We start from the raw sequence: 16,019 nt of genomic DNA on the forward strand, positions 1-16,019 counted from the left end.
CGTCGCTATGCGTCACGTTTCCGATGCGGATCGTACTTCGAAAGAACGTCCTTGAGGTAATCCCGGCTTTTCCATTCCGGAGCGGGCGGCTCGTACCCGGGCCGAGGTACGTACAGATTCGCCGGTACGTCTGCTGAAGCGCCCATCAGGTCCGGAACGTAGCGCGGGCAATTCGGGAAGATTTCACATTTGACGCGCACGACGACCTTCGCGCCATGATGCCCGGCAAGCGCCTCTGCGCTGTCGTGGATCGTCGCTTTGCCCCGGATGCGCGTGCGAAACGTCTTGCCGTCGAGCCGTACGAACAACAACCCGACGTTCGGATTGCGGTGAATGTTGCCGAGCGTCCGATACATGTTGTTGCCGTCGTACTCAGGGAATTCAAGCGTATCGGGCCCGGTGATCTTCACGAAGCCGGGATCGCCGGAACGCATTGAGCAATCGACGCTATCCTGATAGCTGGTCGCGATGAAAAAGAATCGCGTTTCCTCGATGAGCTTGCGGTCCTGTTCCCAGAACTCGAAGTGGAGGCGATGCTTCTCGAGGCCGTCGGCGACACGACGACCGTCGAAGCGGTCCTGCAACTCACGCATTCCGTCGTGGTAGAAAGGGGCGCGGACTGGGTCGGCCACGGCAATCCTCCGGCAAGCTGAGCAATCGATCTGCACTTTGACGTGGCCGGGATTTTCCTTGGCAGTTCACCCGGCCAGCAAAGCGAAAGACTATTCATTCGGCATGGGCGTGGAAAGCCACCCAGGTCCGAAGCGGGTGAAAAGGCGTCGATGACGGCCGTTCCCTACCCCGAGGTGAGCATCTGGCTGCGGATCTCCTGCGCGGTGCGGCGCAGCGGCAGCAGGAATTTCTTGCGCGCGCCGGCTTCGCTCACCGTCCCCGAGATCGTGTTGACGCTGAGCGCGGCGACCACCGCGCCCGCGGGATCGCGCAACGGCACCGCGATGCCGCAGATCGCCGGATCGAGCTCGCCATCGACCCAGGCATAGCCGTCGCTTTCGACCCGCGCGAGCAACTCGCCAAGACGCTCCGGATCGGTGACCGTGCGCGGCGTGACCTGCCTGAAGCCCCCGGTCGCGAGATAAGCCTCGCGGGTGCCAGGCGGCAGCGCGGCGAGCATGACCCGGCCGAGCGACACCAGATGCGCGGGCAGCCGGCTGCCGACGCCGAGATTGGCCGAGAGGATCCGCCGCGCCGGCAGGCGCAGCGCATAGACGATCTCGTCCTCGTCGAGCACCGCCATCGCGCAGGACTCGCCGATCTCGTTGCGCAGGTTTTCCAGCGCGCGCTGCGCATGACCCCAGTATGGCAGCGCGTTGAGATAGGACAGGCCGAGCCCGAGCGCGCGCGGCCGCAGGCTGAAATAGCGTCCATCGGAGGCGCAATATTTCAGCGCCACCAGGGTCGCGAGGATACGCCGCGCGGTGGCGCGGTTGAGGCCGGCAGTGTCCGCGGCCTCCGCCAGCGTGTGCCGCCCCGGCGGCTTGCCGAGCGCCTCGATGATCGAGAAGCCGCGCGCAATCGCGCGCACGAAGCCGTCACTCTCTTTGCTCATGGCGGGCGCCTGGCTGATTCCGTCATCGCGCTCACGACATCGCAGCCCGCATGGCTGCCTGCACATGACGCGGCTCTGCGCGCTTGTCAGGGGCTCCCGACCGCGCTAGCGTGAATTCATACAGCGAATGAATTGTTCGCCTGGCGAACTCAATAGCAGGAGGATGCACGATGGCGCAAGCGGAAAGTTCTGCGGCCACCCCGTTCGAAACCGATTTCTGGAAAGACGCGAAGCTGCGCAAGGTATGGGACGACATCGTCCCCGGCGAGCCGCGCAAGACGCTGCCCTACAAGCTCACCCAGGAAGCGATCGCGCTGTACTGCCGCGCAGTCGGCGAGACCAATCCGATCTATCTGGACGAAGCCGCCGCGAAGGACGGGCCCTATGGCGGGCTGATCGCGCCGCCCGCGATCCATATCCTCTTGATGTTCGCCTGCACGCCGGCCGACGACTGGATGCGCTCGCCGGGCACGGTCAATGCCGGGCAGTCGTGGAGCTACAACATCCCGGCCCGCCCCGGCGACACCATCACCCTGCAGGCCCGCGCGCTCGACAAATTCATCAAGCGCGAGCGGCTGTTCGTGGTGCACGACAACGTCTTCTTCAACCAGCATGGCGACGTGATCTGCTCGGGTCGCGGCCAGACCATCCGTCCGATGTAAGGAGGATCACCATGACCACGGCGAATTTCGAATCTCTCAAGGCCGGCGACACCATCGACGGGCCGACATTCGCGGTTTCGCGCGAATCGATCCGCCTGTTCTGCGATGCGTCGCTCGACTACAACCCGCTGCATCTCGACGACAACTACATGAAGGGCGATTTCGGCAAGACCAATTTCGGCGGCATCATCATGCACGGCATGAACAATTTCGGCCTGATCTCGCGCATGCTGACCGACTGGGCGCTTCCCGCGGGCGCGATCCATCGCAGGCTCGAGACGCGCTGGCTGAAGCCGGTGAAGCCCGGCGACACCATCCGCCCGGCCGGTACCATCAAGGCCAAGCAAACGACCGCGAAGTCGCGCTGGGTGCTGGTCGACGTCGCCGTACAGAACCAGCGCGGCGAGACGGTCGCGGCCGGCGAAGCGATGCTGGAGTTTCCGCCGAACGCGAAGGCGGGCTAAGGCGGGCTGGCGGGACGCAACTCGGGGGCTCCCACTTCGCCTCTCCCCGCGTGCGGGGAGAGGCCGGAACGCATCGTCAAATGCGCTCCGGGTGAGGGGGAGTCTCCGCGGGCTCAGCTACCACCGCGTTGTGCGGAGATAGCCCCTCACCCCACCCCTCTGAGAGCGAGCTTCGCTCGTCTCGACCCCGTAAGAACGGGGCGAGGGAGCGTGGCTCTCGCGCGGCGCCATTCGACCTAACAATCAAAACAAAGTTACACTTGGAGGTTTCGATGCAGGATGCGGCTCATTCGCAGCTCTATGGACGGATCGCCTGGCGCCTGATCCCGTTCCTGCTGGCGTGCTACACGGTGGCGATCATCGATCGCTTTAACATCGGCTTTGCCAAGCTCCAGTTCCTGCACGACCTCAAGATCGACGACGCCGTGTTCGGGCTTGCCGCCGGCATCTTCTCGGTCGGCTATGTCGCGCTCGAAGTGCCGAGCAATCTCCTGCTGGTCAAGGTCGGTGTCCGCAAGACGCTGCTGCGGATCATGGTGCTGTGGGGCGTCGTCACCATGCTGCTCGCGCTGGTGCAGAACCAGTATCACCTTTATCTGCTGCGCTTCCTGCTCGGCGCCGCCGAGGGCGGCTTCTTCCCCGGCATCCTGTATTATCTGACGCTGTGGTTCCCTGACCGCGTGCGCGGCCGCATGACGAGCCTGTTCGTGATGGCGGTGCCGCTCGGCGGCGTCATTGCAGGACCGCTGTCGGGCCTGATCATGGATCACATGCAGGGCGTCCATGGCCTGCATGGCTGGCAGTGGCTGTTCATCCTCGAAGGCGGCCCGGCCGTGCTGCTCGGCATCGCCGCCTATTTCTACCTCGCCGACGGACCGCAGGTCGCGAGCTGGCTGAGCGCCGACGAGCGGCGGCAGGTCGCAAGCGACCTCGCCCGCGACCGCGCCGCCGTTCCCGGCACCACGCGGAGCTTCGCGGCGGCGCTGCGCGAGCCGCGCGTCTATCTGCTCTCCTTCATCTACTTCGCGTTCTTCTGCTCGCTCAACACCATCCTGCTGTGGACGCCGACGCTGCTGAAACACGTCGGCGTGGCGACCACCACCGAGATCGGCTGGCTGAGCGGCGCGATCTCGGTTGCGTCCGCGATCGGCATGGTGGCGATCGGCTACAGCTCCGACCGCACACGGGAACGGCGCTGGCACGTGGTCTGCTGCGGCCTCGTCGCGGCGGCGTGCTTCATCGCCTTGCAGGCCGCGCAAGACAGCGTGCTCCTGACCGTGACGCTGCTTGCCGTCGCCTCGATCGGCATCTTCGCGATCCTGTCGCTGTTCTGGACGATTCCGAACGCGATGCTGGAGGGCAGCGCCGCGGCCGGCGGCATTGCGCTGATCTCAGCGATCGGCTCGTTCGGCGGCGCGGTCTGCCCTGCCCTGATCGGCTGGATGAATGTCGCAACCGGGAGCATCTACGCACCGCTCGCCCTGGTCGGCGCCGTGCTCGGCATCGGCATGCTGACGCTGATCGTCTGCGTTCCCCGCGCGAGACATGAGGTCGCACTGGCCGAGCCGAGCCGCCCCTGAGCATCCAGCGCACGCCCGGCACGCGCCGCCGGGCTTGTGCCGGCCCGCTGCGTCTGGATAGAACCCGGTTCTGACTCTGTCAGAACCGGGTTTTATTTTCTTGTATTGACGCGTTTTCTTCACGCGAACCGGGCTCCACTTCGCTCGAAAACGCTATAGAAGGACGTCAACAAAAGACGCTTGCCGGGAACGAGGACATGCCGCGAAGGCTCGAGGGTGATTTCGACTACATTATCGTCGGCGCAGGCACGGCGGGCTGCATCATGGCCAACCGCCTGTCGGCCGATCCGAAGACGCGCGTGCTGCTGCTGGAAGCCGGCGGCAAGGACAACTGGATCTGGTTTCATATCCCGGTCGGCTACCTCTTCGCGATCGGCAATCCGCGCTCGGACTGGATGTTCAAGACCGAGGCCGAGCCGGGCCTCAACGGTCGATCACTCGCTTATCCGCGCGGCAAGGTGATCGGCGGCTCCTCCGCCATCAACGCCATGATCTCGATGCGCGGCCAAGCCGCGGACTACGACCACTGGCGGCAGCTCGGCCTCACCGGCTGGAGCTACAGCGACGTGCTGCCGGCGTTCAGGCGCCTGGAGGATCATTTCCTCGGTGAAAGCGAGCATCACGGCGTCGGCGGCGGCTGGCGCATCGAGGCGCCGCGGCTGTCGTGGCAGATCCTCGATGCGGTCGGCGATGCCGCCGAGGAGATGGGCATCAAGCGCATCCCGGATTTCAACACCGGCGACAATGAAGGCACCAGCTATTTCCACGTCAACCAGAAGCGCGGCCGGCGCTGGTCGTCGGCGCGCGGCTTCCTCAAGCCGGTGCTGAACCGCGGCAATCTGCGGCTCGAGACCGACGTGCTGGTCGACCGCCTGATCATCGAGAGCGGCCGCGCCGCCGGCGTGCTGTTCCGCCAGGGCGATGAGGTGGTCGAGGCCCGCGCCAGGGGCGAAGTGATCCTCTGCGCCGGCTCGATCGGAACCACGCAGGTGCTGCAGCGCTCCGGCATCGGTCCGTCCGAATGGCTGTCGCCGCTCGGTATCGACATCGTGCTCGACGTGCAGGGCATCGGCCATAATCTGCAGGACCATCTGCAGCAGCGCGCGATCTACAAGGTATCCGGCGTGCGCACGCTGAACGAGACCTATTACAACTTGATTCGCCGCGGCCTGATGGGCCTCGATTACGCGTTTCGCCGCCGCGGTCCCCTGACCATGGCGCCGTCGCAGCTCGGCATTTTCACGCGCTCGGACGCGACGCGCTCGCGCGCCAACATCCAGTTCCACGTGCAGCCGCTGTCGCTCGACAAGTTCGGCGATCCGCTGCACCGCTTCCCCGCGATCACGGTGAGCGCCTGCAATCTGCAGCCGAGTTCGCGCGGCACCGTGCGCATCAAATCGTCCGTTCCCGACGACAAGCCGTTGATCGCGCCGAATTATCTGTCGACCGACGACGACCGCCAGGTCGCGGCCGACGCCATCCGCACCACGCGCAGACTGATGAAGCAGAAGGCGCTGGAGAAATATCATCCCGAGGAATTCCTGCCCGGCCCCTCGGTCGGCGACGACGATGCCTCGCTCGCCAAGGCTGCCGGCGACATCGGCACCACGATCTTCCACCCCGTCGGCACCGCGAAGATGGGAACGGCCAACGATCCGATGGCCGTGGTCGACGAGCGGCTGCGCTTCTACGGCCTCAACGGCCTGCGCATCGCGGATGCCTCCGTGATGCCGACCATCACCTCAGGCAACACCAACACGCCGACGGCGATGATCGCCGAAAAGGCCGCGGCGATGATCCTGCAGGATGCGCGATAGAACGACGATGAACGCCCCGAAGCGGTTTCTGGTCGGCGATGCCGGCGCTCAGGTTGCGGTGGCGCAATGGGGCGAGCCGGCCTCCGACAAGCCGCCGGCGCTGCTGCTGCACGGCACGGGCTTCGTCGCGGAGGTGTGGACCGAGGTCGCAGAGGCGCTGGCAGCCGATTACACGGTCTACGCGCTCGACCGCCGCGGCCACGGCCTGAGCCACAAGCCGCCGGCCAATCGCTATCACTTCCAGGATTTTGCCGAGGACGTCCGCATGGTGGTGGAGCGCCTCGACCTCCAAGACATCGACGGCATCGGTCACAGTGCCGGCGCAACCGACCTGCTGCTCGCAGCCAGACTGATGCCCGGCCGATTCGCGCGCCTGCATGTCACGGAGCCGACCGCGATGGATCCGCGCGCACCGCGCGCCGGCGGCCTCAGCGACATCGCGCGCGGATCCGTGCAAGGCGTGCTGCGCCGCCGGGCCGAGTTCGACAGCGCCGACGACCTGTTCCAGCGGCTGCGCGCCGCACCGGCCTTCGCGCCATGGACCGAACGGTCGCTGTGGGCCTATGTCCATCACGGCTTTGCCCGGCTCGACGACGGCCGCATGCGGCTGCTTTGCACGCCGGAAATCGAGTCGGCCCTGCTCGGGCCGATCTTCCAGGCCATGGAGCAGATCTACACCGGCGACGCCCGCGGCAATCCGTTCCCGTGGTTCTCCGACATTGCCTGCCCGGTCTGCATCGCGACCGCCGAGCAGTCATGGCCGATCTATAAGGAAATGGCAGGCCGCGCCGCGGCACTGATCCCGCATGCGAGTCGATGGACCTTCGACGGCGCCGGCCATTGCGTCGCGCAGGAAGCGCCGAAGCTGCTGGTCGCAGCGCTCACGACGTTCGCCGCGCGTACGTGTTAAGGCGTGAACGTATCAATGCGTTGCGCCTAGCCGTAGTGATCAAGTTCGCTCAGGGCAATTCGGACCTCTCGCGCGAAATCCACCAACGATACGATGAAAGCCGCGACGGCAACAAGGAAGAGAATGGCAACGCCTCGCTCGTGCTGGATGTGAAGGAACGCACTCACAAAGCCGACGACGATGACAACGCTGATCGAGATGCTTCCCATGATGGACCAGAAGATCGCACGATTGATCATGGTGGCGCGCCGAGCAAGACGCGGCAGGTCCGCCTTGAGCCGGCACCTCGCCTGATCCTGATCTGAAATTTGGTTCAGGTAAATCGATCTGTCGATGATCCGGTTGAGGCGGGAAATCAGCACCGCGATAAAAGCCGCCAATGCGCCGAGCAGAAATGCGGGCGCAGACGCTTGAGAAATCACTTGAGAAAGCTGACTGACCGACGGCGTATCCGGCAACATCGACTCGACTTTCGGGTTAGCGCGGCCGAAACCAATCAGCCGGACATTGGCGACCTGGACCCAGCAGCCTGGCCATCACGCCTCCGAAGTATCGAACCGGCAGCGGCGACGATTGTCCAGCCGGCGTCCGAACGGTCGGCATCGACGGCCTCGCGCGAGTGCGGCGCATCGTGGCGTGATCTTGGCACAATTGAAGGCACGCACAACACTGCTATTTTGTCACGATCCGTCGGGTCGGCGTCACAGTGCTGGTCGGCGCCATCGGAGAGATCGAGAACGTCAACCAGGAATTCCAGCCGGCCGGGCGATTCTCTGCTGCAAATTCTCCATACCCCTTGAGATTCAGATAACCCTGCATGTCGCCAAGGGAAACAGGAAGCCGATCTGCGGACCAACGCCCACCACGCGGGACCGAAAGCCACCCAGGACAGGGTGCTGGCCGAAATCATCGGTGACCTGCTGATAGGCATATCCAACCAGGCCAACGAAAACCTGCTTTGACAGAAACTGGGAGGCGCCCCAATCCAGATGGAAGTCGATCCCGTTCTGATACTGCGTATCCTGATTCTTGAAATTGTAGGTGAAGCCCCCGACTGCAGAAAATTCATGGCCCGCCTGCGGGTTGAAGTAGGTGTAGCCGCCGCCTGCATCGATGGCGGCGTGACCGATGCTGAGATTGGCGAGGCTGCTCGGACTGTATGCTCCGACCGGAACGTCTCCCGTTACATAGGTCATGAAATTGTGCACGCCGGCACTCCACTTCAGCGTCGCCTGCGGGTAGAGGTCGCCTACCGATGTGATCGAATCGCCGAAGCTGCCGGTGCGCGTTGTCGCCAGCGGACCGACGGCCGCCGTCAGCGTCCCCGCAAGATCCGCGCTCGACCGCCCGAACAGCCCGGTCACGCCGATGGCAAGTTGGCCACCCAGCACCGGCGTTGCGAACGTATAAGTGGGATTGAGAAGGATGAGATCCGCCTGCGCGTTGAGATGCAGGTTTAGATTGACGTTTGCCGCGGCGGGGATTCTGCCGACCTGGATTTCCCTGGCGCCGCGGCATTGCCGAATGCACTTACGCTGGTGTGATAGTAGACCTCCGCCATCGACCAGCCGGGGACCTGCCGGGTCGCAGCGAGGCTGCCGAAGCGGCCGGGAAGCCAATATGAGACGCCGCCCTCGTCGGCCCGGGCGGCCTCAGACGAAACTGACGCCATGACCAGTATCATGGCGATGCCGACATCCCTGAGCGTCTTGCCTCGCCCGTTTGGTTGCCGCCTCATCGAAAGACCGCGAAGCCGCATGTCACACCCCCCTTTGGTGTGTGCGGAACGACCTGTACGGCTCGCTCGAGCGCACGATTCGCCCCCGCAAATTGTAGCACGTTGATTCTTGCCGGCCCGGTTGGAGCCGGCAAGAATCCAGTTTCTCAGGCCCCGATCTTCTTGGCGGCCGGAACCGTCCAGGTGCCGTTGATGATCGAAGGATCGGTTTCCTGCGGCCAATACATGCGCAGCATGAGTATGAAATCTCCCTCGGGCGCAGGAAGCCAGTTGGATTCCTTGTCTTTGCCGGGCGAGTCCTTCTGAATGTAGAGATCGGTCGAGCCGTCCGGATTTTCCTTCAGATTTTCCCGCGCACTGATCGAATATCGGTTGAGCGGATTGTTCACGAAGAAGTAGCCGCTGTCGTACATGGTGAGCGACCAGAATCCCTCGGCCGGAGGCAAGTGGCCTTTGGGAAACCGCATGACGTACTTGTTCGCACCATTGTACTTGCGGTCATCCGCATCCTTTTGCGAGGTCGGATAGACCGCATCCTGCGGGCGGTTGGCGCCGAGTCCGATCGCGGTTACCAGGGCCCGCATCAGATAGTCGGTCCCGTAGATGCCGGTTTTCGTCGTGAACGCAAAGCCGTTCTCGTCCTTGACGGCCTTGTTGACCTTGAACTGAAGCATGATCCTGTCGAACGACACCTCGGGGACACGCTTCAGGAAGTCCGCCTTCAGCTTGGTCTCGTCAAAGTCGCGTCCGGGTACGATGCCGATGCGGGCAAATTTGGCGAGCTGGGCCGCGTCTGCCGCGTATGGCGGGTTGGTTTTCATGAGTTCGCAGAGCAGCTTGAAATAGGACACCGCGTCCATGCGATTGACCTGTTCGCGGACAGCCGTCTTCATGTCGATCGACGGATCGACCTTTCCCGGAGGTGGTGTGTACGGCTTGCCGTAAGCACTGAGCGGAACGAGCTTGCACTCGTCCTGCAGCTTGTGGACGGCTGCATAGTCCTCCGGCGTTCCGGTGCAATAGATGCGGCCGAGCAGCCACACGATGTTGGTAGGCGATTTGTACTCCCTCACGCCATCCGGCAGCGTGCCCTTCCAGCCGGGCCCGGTGATCGCATAGGTTTGTGCTCCCGTGCCGGTGGTGCGCTTTCCCGGCACCTGGAACACCGTCGTCCAGCCATCAAGCATGGGCATCAGGAAATAGCGCCCCTTCATGTCCGGGATGCTGAGGACCCACGGTTCTTTCCCGACGTCGAAGAAGGACGTGGTGTAGAGCGTGTCCGCGTTGGGCGCAGTGACATCACGGAACGACGCGTCCGGATATTGGCGCAGCTTGATGATATGGCCCATCGGCCCTCGCGTGCCCACGGGCTCCGCGACGTTGGTGATGATCCTGCGCGTCATCTCCATCGTCACCAATGGATAGCCGAATATGTAAGCGTCGCTCGCGAGCCAGAAGTCCTCCAAGCCCTGACCGACCCCCAGGAAGGCTCCCTCCTCGGCGACGGCTGGTCGACCTATCGCCGCTCCGGTGAGCAGACCCATTCCGCCAAGCGCAAGATTGCGTCGCGTGATCTCCATTGTTCTCTCCCTTGTGTGCAAATCGAATGGTCTTCAAACAATCGCCTGGCTGCTTCGACTGTCGGCCGGCCGTGACAGGCGTCCGATCCCGTGGGTCAGGGCTGCATCCTGATCCCGAGCGCCGCTCTCATATCCTTGAAGACCACTGCGATGGCCTCGATGATGAGTTGATCAGGATGCGCCTTGCAATGTTGGATTACTTCATGCTCGGCCTCGCGGGACTTCTTGATGTCGAGGTAGTGCTTGCGCGCAAGCCCGTTGTACCAACCGCTGTACCAAGCAGTGAGAAGATCGGCGTCTCCCTGCCATGTTCCGGCGAGTTGCGCGCAGGTCAGCTTCTGAACGTCCAGATAGCCTTCGGCGTTGGCGTAGGCGCTCAGGTCTGTCTGCGCGTGTGCCGACTGAATGCCGGCGACGATCAGCGATGCTGCAATCATGGCGGTTCGTCTCATGATCCCCTCCTGTGAGCTCGTGTGCCCGGGTTAGATCGCGGCCAATCTTCCACCTGTCGGCCGAGCGGCTGTGACGCGACGGTCGCGTTGCTCAGTAACAAGGCGGATACGGATAGTATCCGCACCGCGGGGCGTAATAGGGATAAGCTGCCGCAGCTCCAAGGGCGGCCGCACCCGCGACTGCAGCGCCGCGGTAGTAAGCACCTCGCCAGGCGGTGCGGCGAGCAACGCCGGCAAAAGACAGCGGCGTGAATGGACGACCGATGATGTCGATAAAGATCGACGCCGGTCCATCAGCTCCGGCAAGGTCACCTTCGAGCATATCGACATCGAAAGTCAGCCTGTCGCCTTCGAGCTTGGGCGATTTCAGGACGACGACGGCGTCGGCTACCGATGATCCGTCTTTCCTGAACCCGGACACGGTGGCGTTTGGAGGATCCTTCGCGAAATTGTCACTGCCATTGCCCCAATCCTCGACAATTCGCGACGTGAGATCGTGACCAGCCGCCCTCACGGGCCGATCGGCGAACACGATCGCATTCGGTGAAACCCCCGTCAGCACAAGCTTCCCGTCCTTCAAGCTCGCACCGCGCGAGTTGAGGACGAAGAGCGATGGCACGACTTCCGGCTTTGCCTGACCTATCGACTTCTCAAGCGGTACGTGTGGTTTGCTCTCGGGTGCAGACTGGGAAAACACCTTATGGGGAGCGGCAATCAATCCGGCGACGCAAAATACCAACAGAGCTGAGCGAAGGGTCATGTTTGTTATTCCTTTGGGGGAGCGCAATCTGGCAATCAGCTTCGCTAAGCATTTCGCGCCAATTCAAATCGCGCGTCTTGCCATTTCGCGCCAATCATCCGGATTAGTTCAGCGGCCAATCACATGAGGCCGTCCGCGGGGACTTGCCGGATCGTGTTTGCGGGCACGTTGCTGCTTCCGGTAGACAACGGGTTGAATTTTCATCAAACGCGCAAAGGAACGGCTGAAGCTGCTTGCGTTGGTATAACCGAGGAATTTGGCGATGTCCGACAACCGCTTGCTTGAATCGGCGAGCAGTCGGCACGCGACCTTCAAGCGAATCTCGGCAAGTATTTCGCTATGGCTTGTGCCCATGCGTCCCAAATGACGCTGCAACGTACGTCGGCTGATCTTGAGCGCACGAGCCGTGCCATCAAGGGTTGCCGCGTCACCATGCCGCAGTGATGCGACAATGGCCTCACGGATCGCCTGGGATGAAGGCAAACGGACGGTTCTCATCGGCTGGCGTCAGGCGAGAAGCCCATGGTCCCTCAATAGAAAAACCGGTCTTCGAGGTTAAGGGCGCTTCGAAGGCACGTCTGGCCACCAGCCGCCAAAATTTTTGTCAAATGGAATTGGCCGATGCCCACCATCCCTTCTCAAGCATGGCGCGGGATAAAATTGGGCAACAGACGTGGCGGCCTGATAGTCTGGACTCACGTTAAAATTGTTGGGCAGGCACGTAGTTGCACTATCGCCCATGCGGCTCTTTTTACTTAAGATCTTAAGTTCGTAGGAATTCAGGTCCGGCCGATGGCAAACATTCATTTGACGCGCTGCCAACACCTTAGTCCTTTCGCAGACATTCTGAATAGTCTTGGAGCACCAACCGCTTCGCTCCTGGAAAAGTTTCGCCTACCCACCTCGTTGGAAGAAAAATCCAATCATTACGTCCCAATTTTGCCTGCGATCGACTTTGCGGAATTCGCGCGAAGATCGCAGGGCATCGATGATTTCGGATTTCATGCTGCTCGGCAGCTACATTTCGGCCACCTGAGCGAAAGAACCCGGAATCTCATTGGTCATTCTCCGACACTGCTTGTCGCGCTACAACAGACCTGCAAATGGGCATCGCTCGAAGACTCAAACTTGAGCAACTGGCTTGAGCGCTACGACGATCACGTGAGAATTTGCAGCAGGCTCGCCGGAACCAAAGGACTTCAGCATCTCGAGCATTCACAGTGGCTTCAGAACATTTTTCCGATTTACGTCGTCCGACAATTCGCCGGGCCGGACTGGGCTCCAGCAACTATCGCCTTTGAAGCTCGCTACACGCCGACTCCGGCGTGCCAGTCATTCTGGCCAAATTCTCGATTCTTGTCCGGCCAAGAAGCATCATGGATCGACGTGCCTATTTCGTTCCTGGCCCTCCCCAATAGGGCGAACGAAAATCTTCCTCCGAAGGACGAGAAGATCGAATTTGCCAATTATGACATCATCGAAACACTCAAGCTAATGCTGCCATCCTACCTGGACGAAGGACTTCCGACGCTCGCTGAGATCGCGGAAATGGCAGGCGTTAGTACACGTAGCCTTCAACGCAACCTGTCGCGCGCCGGCATTACATATTCGGGCCTGCTGGATACCGTTCGGTTTGAGAACGCTAGAACGCTCTTGCAAAACACGGACTCCAAGATCATCGAGGTTGCGTTCGCTTCAGGCTACACGGATCCCGCCCATTTTACCCGCGCCTTCCGCAGGATCGCCGGTGTTACGCCGCGGCAGTTTCGCGAGCAAAGGAGAACGTGAGAACGTCATCGCTCCCTCGATGCTGTGCGTTTCGAGCAACTTGTCCTTCCTGTGGGCCTGCCGCCCTGTCGCGAGCTTCGACAACGATCGAGGGGCCGACAAACCAATATCGATCGCCCCGCCTCACCATGATGATCATTTCTAGCGAAGGGGTTGGCCTTGGACGCGTGCCCGCGTAGCAGCGAAGGCTTTTCGGCTTTCAGATCAATCCTGATGGCAGGAGCGTGCGCGCTGTTGACCCTCCCTGCCGGGACAGCCCTTGGCGCAGACGACGACGCAATCAAACCGGCAGTGCCGACGATCTATCTCGACCTCAGGACGATCTACGCACAGGTACCGGCAGGATCGCTCGCGTTCGGCTTTGGACGTCCAACGCTGTTCAATACGCAGACGCTTGCGACATCGGGCGGTGTGGCATTTCCGGCAGGCCTGCCAGCAGCGAAGTCCCTCAACATGGATTTTCCGCTGACGGTCGATGTCACCGAAAGCGTCTCGCTCTATGCCGGCGTCTCCGGCAGTTCGACGAACTTCGGAAACGCCGGCTTTTCGTCCTTTCAAATCACGAGCTGGAACATCGGCTTCCAGGCCGACCTTTATGAGCAGAACGGCGGGACCTTTCCTACCGTGACGCTGCAATCGACCATCACACAGTCGATTCCCAATGGCCCGCTGGGGACAACCTCGTTCAACAACATTCTCGAATTTGGCTATGCGCTCGATTCCGATGAGACCAGAGGCTTCCTCAGCGGTTTCCAATACACGCGAACCGACGTCGACAGTGCGCTGGGAAGGATCAACCCGAACACGATTGCCTATGTCGGCGGCTACTATCAATGGCCGAACGATTGGAAATTTACCGGCCGCGTGGGCGTGCAATCGTTCGAAGGCGCGCAACTTCTTAACCTCGCATCGATCCAGCCCTTTGCACAACCGATCGTGCGGCTCGATCTCGACCGCATGGATGATAATGACAACCGACTGTTTGGCATCACAGCCGAAATCATGTGGGTGCCGAACCCCGCCTATCAACTGACGTTCAGAACGCCTCTGTATGCCGTCAAGAACTAGCCGGCGCACGAGCAAGCAAGCACCGAGACCATCCGACGCGGGTGCGAGCGACCCGCTCCCGGCTGCTCCGACGACGGGTAGATCTACTCCGGGTCAGCTTGACTGTGTCCTCTGCGGCCATCACCGGGTCGGCCAACGGCCCGCCGGGATGCGGCGCCAATCGGTGCAGTGACACGGCCGGACAGGCATGGCGTCAGCCGTCACCTCGAAAACCGAAGCGCGCCGGTGGCAACCGATCGTCCGGCTATCGCTGATCTTCGAACGGCTTGACCGAGTGGGCCGGCGCGCGCGCCGGCTGGATCGTCAGCCGATAGGCGATCAGGTTGGTGCCATCGAATGCCTCGAGCAAGTAGTCGCAAACGGGACAGTGATACTCACCTTTGGCGCCCGGTTCGGACCATAGCTCCAACCGCCGGAAACCTGCGCCACAGCACGCGCACGTGACATCCGCTTTCCGCACGTTGATCCTCTTGGCTGCGTTCTGCAGGACGTAAAAACACCAGGTGAACTCGGCAAAGAAACGATGGCTGTCGCCTGACCGAGGCGAAAGCAAATGTCATGGGGCTCACGTTCGCATTCCAGGCAAGATGCTTCGGCAGCAAAGTGCAGATTGTGCCTGGCGTGATTGATGACAGCTGCCTGACCTTTTCGAACGCGCGCCCTGCTGCATTCCGTTGATCTACGTCAAGCTCGCGCGCCGAAATTGTCGCAGCTTCGCAGCTCGCAAAATCGTCCGTGAGGGAGGACACGCCATGCTTCGTTGCATCCTCGCCGCTCTGGCGGCTCTGGTTCTCGTCGCTGTCTGCCTGATTCCTGATGACGCCTATGCCCGCCGTGGAGGAGGCGGCGGCTTCCGCGGCGGCGGAGGCGGTTTTCACGGCGGCGGAATGCGTGGCGGTGGCATGCATGTAGGTGGTGGAAGGGTACACGGTGGAGGATATCGCGTTGCCGGCCGTCCAGGTGGCCGACCGATTGCAGGGCGTCCGGGCTATCCCGGTCGACCGATTGCGGGGCGCCCTGGCCGCCCGGTCGCCGGCTATCCCGGCTACGGCAGAGGCTACTATCGGCCAGGCTGGGGCTATGGTGCTGCTGCCGTCGGCGCAGCGGCCGCGGCCGGCGCGTATGGCGCCTATGGCTACTACGGCAACCAAGGCTGCTACTACAATGAATACGGGCAAATGGTCTGCCCGCAGTACCCGTATCGATATTGATCCGGCTGAGCAGCAGTCGATGGACATGCGATTGCACCGCACCGGCTCGCTGTCGAGCTTCGGTCAGGCACCGGCATGTCCATGTTGAATGGATCGACCGCAACGGGACGCCACGATGGCCATCGTGGCGGTCCCTCGAATTTGCGTTCCCGAGGAGACGACTCGATGGAGTACGACGCCTTCACCGACGCGAGCCTTAAGATGATGTACGAGGCTGTTCGCGGCGCGCTCGAAGCCGACGACGAGTTCGAGGCAAACGGTGAAGAGCCAAAATTCCGGGTCCGGTCGACGGCCGAATGGAAGCGGCATGCCAGCAATCTTGAGGCCGAGATTCTGAAACGGGGGCTCCAGATCGACATCATCGACTGGACGCGCGGTCAGAGCGAGCTACCGCTGTAAAAGCCATCAGGGGTCCGCGTGAA

General features: G+C 62.1%; 16 protein-coding genes and 1 pseudogene. 8 read left to right on the forward strand and 9 right to left on the reverse strand.

The window, feature by feature from the left end:
- Positions 1-5: 5 nt before the first annotated feature.
- Together JEY66_RS30420 and JEY66_RS30425 are read right to left on the reverse strand one after the other, a co-directional pair.
- Positions 6-632, reverse strand: coding sequence for a pyridoxamine 5'-phosphate oxidase family protein (locus JEY66_RS30420; protein ID WP_129964912.1), 627 nt, complete (start codon positions 630-632; stop codon positions 6-8).
- Between the two features lie 164 nt (positions 633-796).
- Complete coding sequence (locus JEY66_RS30425) at positions 797-1,567, reverse strand: IclR family transcriptional regulator domain-containing protein (RefSeq protein ID WP_018270614.1); 771 nt, start codon at positions 1,565-1,567, stop codon at positions 797-799.
- 170 nt (positions 1,568-1,737) lie between these two features.
- Here JEY66_RS30425 and JEY66_RS30430 point away from each other — a divergent pair, with 170 nt between their 5' ends.
- The 5 genes from JEY66_RS30430 to JEY66_RS30450 all read left to right on the forward strand — a co-directional run bounded on the left by JEY66_RS30430 (position 1,738) and on the right by JEY66_RS30450 (position 7,000).
- Positions 1,738-2,229, forward strand: coding sequence for a MaoC family dehydratase (locus JEY66_RS30430; RefSeq protein WP_018270613.1), 492 nt, complete (start codon positions 1,738-1,740; stop codon positions 2,227-2,229).
- Positions 2,230-2,240: 11 nt separating this feature from the next.
- Positions 2,241-2,693: a MaoC family dehydratase gene (locus JEY66_RS30435; RefSeq protein WP_018270612.1), complete on the forward strand. Its 453-nt coding sequence runs from the start codon at positions 2,241-2,243 to the stop codon at positions 2,691-2,693.
- Between the two features lie 272 nt (positions 2,694-2,965).
- Positions 2,966-4,273: an MFS transporter gene (locus JEY66_RS30440; RefSeq protein WP_041482626.1), complete on the forward strand. Its 1,308-nt coding sequence runs from the start codon at positions 2,966-2,968 to the stop codon at positions 4,271-4,273.
- 197 nt (positions 4,274-4,470) lie between these two features.
- The gene (locus JEY66_RS30445; RefSeq protein ID WP_018270610.1) at positions 4,471-6,090 is read left to right on the forward strand and encodes a GMC family oxidoreductase; all 1,620 of its coding nucleotides are present in this window, start codon (positions 4,471-4,473) and stop codon (positions 6,088-6,090) included.
- A 7-nt stretch (positions 6,091-6,097) separates the two neighbouring features.
- The gene (locus JEY66_RS30450; RefSeq protein WP_018270609.1) at positions 6,098-7,000 is read left to right on the forward strand and encodes an alpha/beta fold hydrolase; all 903 of its coding nucleotides are present in this window, start codon (positions 6,098-6,100) and stop codon (positions 6,998-7,000) included.
- Positions 7,001-7,026: 26 nt separating this feature from the next.
- On the opposite strand, the gene JEY66_RS30455 is transcribed toward JEY66_RS30450, so the two are convergent.
- From JEY66_RS30455 to JEY66_RS30480, 6 genes and pseudogenes are all read right to left on the reverse strand, one after another.
- The gene (locus JEY66_RS30455; RefSeq protein WP_018270608.1) at positions 7,027-7,461 is read right to left on the reverse strand and encodes a DUF2721 domain-containing protein; all 435 of its coding nucleotides are present in this window, start codon (positions 7,459-7,461) and stop codon (positions 7,027-7,029) included.
- Between the two features lie 211 nt (positions 7,462-7,672).
- A pseudogene (locus JEY66_RS30460) lies at positions 7,673-8,684 on the reverse strand (SphA family protein).
- Between the two features lie 200 nt (positions 8,685-8,884).
- Positions 8,885-10,318, reverse strand: coding sequence for a DUF1254 domain-containing protein (locus tag JEY66_RS30465; protein WP_018270607.1), 1,434 nt, complete (start codon positions 10,316-10,318; stop codon positions 8,885-8,887).
- Positions 10,319-10,413: 95 nt separating this feature from the next.
- Positions 10,414-10,755 carry an HdeA/HdeB family chaperone gene (locus JEY66_RS30470; protein WP_018270606.1) on the reverse strand — a complete coding sequence of 114 codons (342 nt, stop codon included), beginning with the start codon at positions 10,753-10,755 and terminating at the stop codon, positions 10,414-10,416.
- Positions 10,756-10,861: 106 nt separating this feature from the next.
- The gene (locus JEY66_RS30475; RefSeq protein ID WP_210291366.1) at positions 10,862-11,530 is read right to left on the reverse strand and encodes a hypothetical protein; all 669 of its coding nucleotides are present in this window, start codon (positions 11,528-11,530) and stop codon (positions 10,862-10,864) included.
- Positions 11,531-11,638: 108 nt separating this feature from the next.
- Positions 11,639-12,028 (reverse strand): helix-turn-helix domain-containing protein, encoded by a 390-nt coding sequence (locus tag JEY66_RS30480; RefSeq protein WP_080586197.1) that lies wholly within the window; start codon positions 12,026-12,028, stop codon positions 11,639-11,641.
- Positions 12,029-12,322: 294 nt separating this feature from the next.
- On the opposite strand from JEY66_RS30480, the gene JEY66_RS30485 reads away from it, so the two are divergent.
- Positions 12,323-13,318 (forward strand): AraC family transcriptional regulator, encoded by a 996-nt coding sequence (locus JEY66_RS30485; RefSeq protein ID WP_080650339.1) that lies wholly within the window; start codon positions 12,323-12,325, stop codon positions 13,316-13,318.
- A gap of 213 nt (positions 13,319-13,531) precedes the next feature.
- Positions 13,532-14,386 carry a hypothetical protein gene (locus tag JEY66_RS30490; protein ID WP_085964802.1) on the forward strand — a complete coding sequence of 285 codons (855 nt, stop codon included), beginning with the start codon at positions 13,532-13,534 and terminating at the stop codon, positions 14,384-14,386.
- Between the two features lie 374 nt (positions 14,387-14,760).
- On the opposite strand, the gene JEY66_RS30495 is transcribed toward JEY66_RS30490, so the two are convergent.
- Positions 14,761-15,315: a hypothetical protein gene (locus JEY66_RS30495; protein ID WP_170198516.1), complete on the reverse strand. Its 555-nt coding sequence runs from the start codon at positions 15,313-15,315 to the stop codon at positions 14,761-14,763.
- A gap of 447 nt (positions 15,316-15,762) precedes the next feature.
- Between JEY66_RS30495 and JEY66_RS30500 the strand changes: the two genes are divergently transcribed.
- A complete protein-coding gene (locus JEY66_RS30500; RefSeq protein ID WP_018270599.1) occupies positions 15,763-15,996 on the forward strand; it encodes a hypothetical protein in 234 nt (77 codons plus the stop codon).
- Positions 15,997-16,019 lie beyond the last annotated feature (23 nt).

It is taken from the genome of Bradyrhizobium elkanii USDA 76 (genome assembly GCF_023278185.1).
Taxonomy (GTDB): Bacteria; Pseudomonadota; Alphaproteobacteria; order Rhizobiales; family Xanthobacteraceae; genus Bradyrhizobium; species Bradyrhizobium elkanii.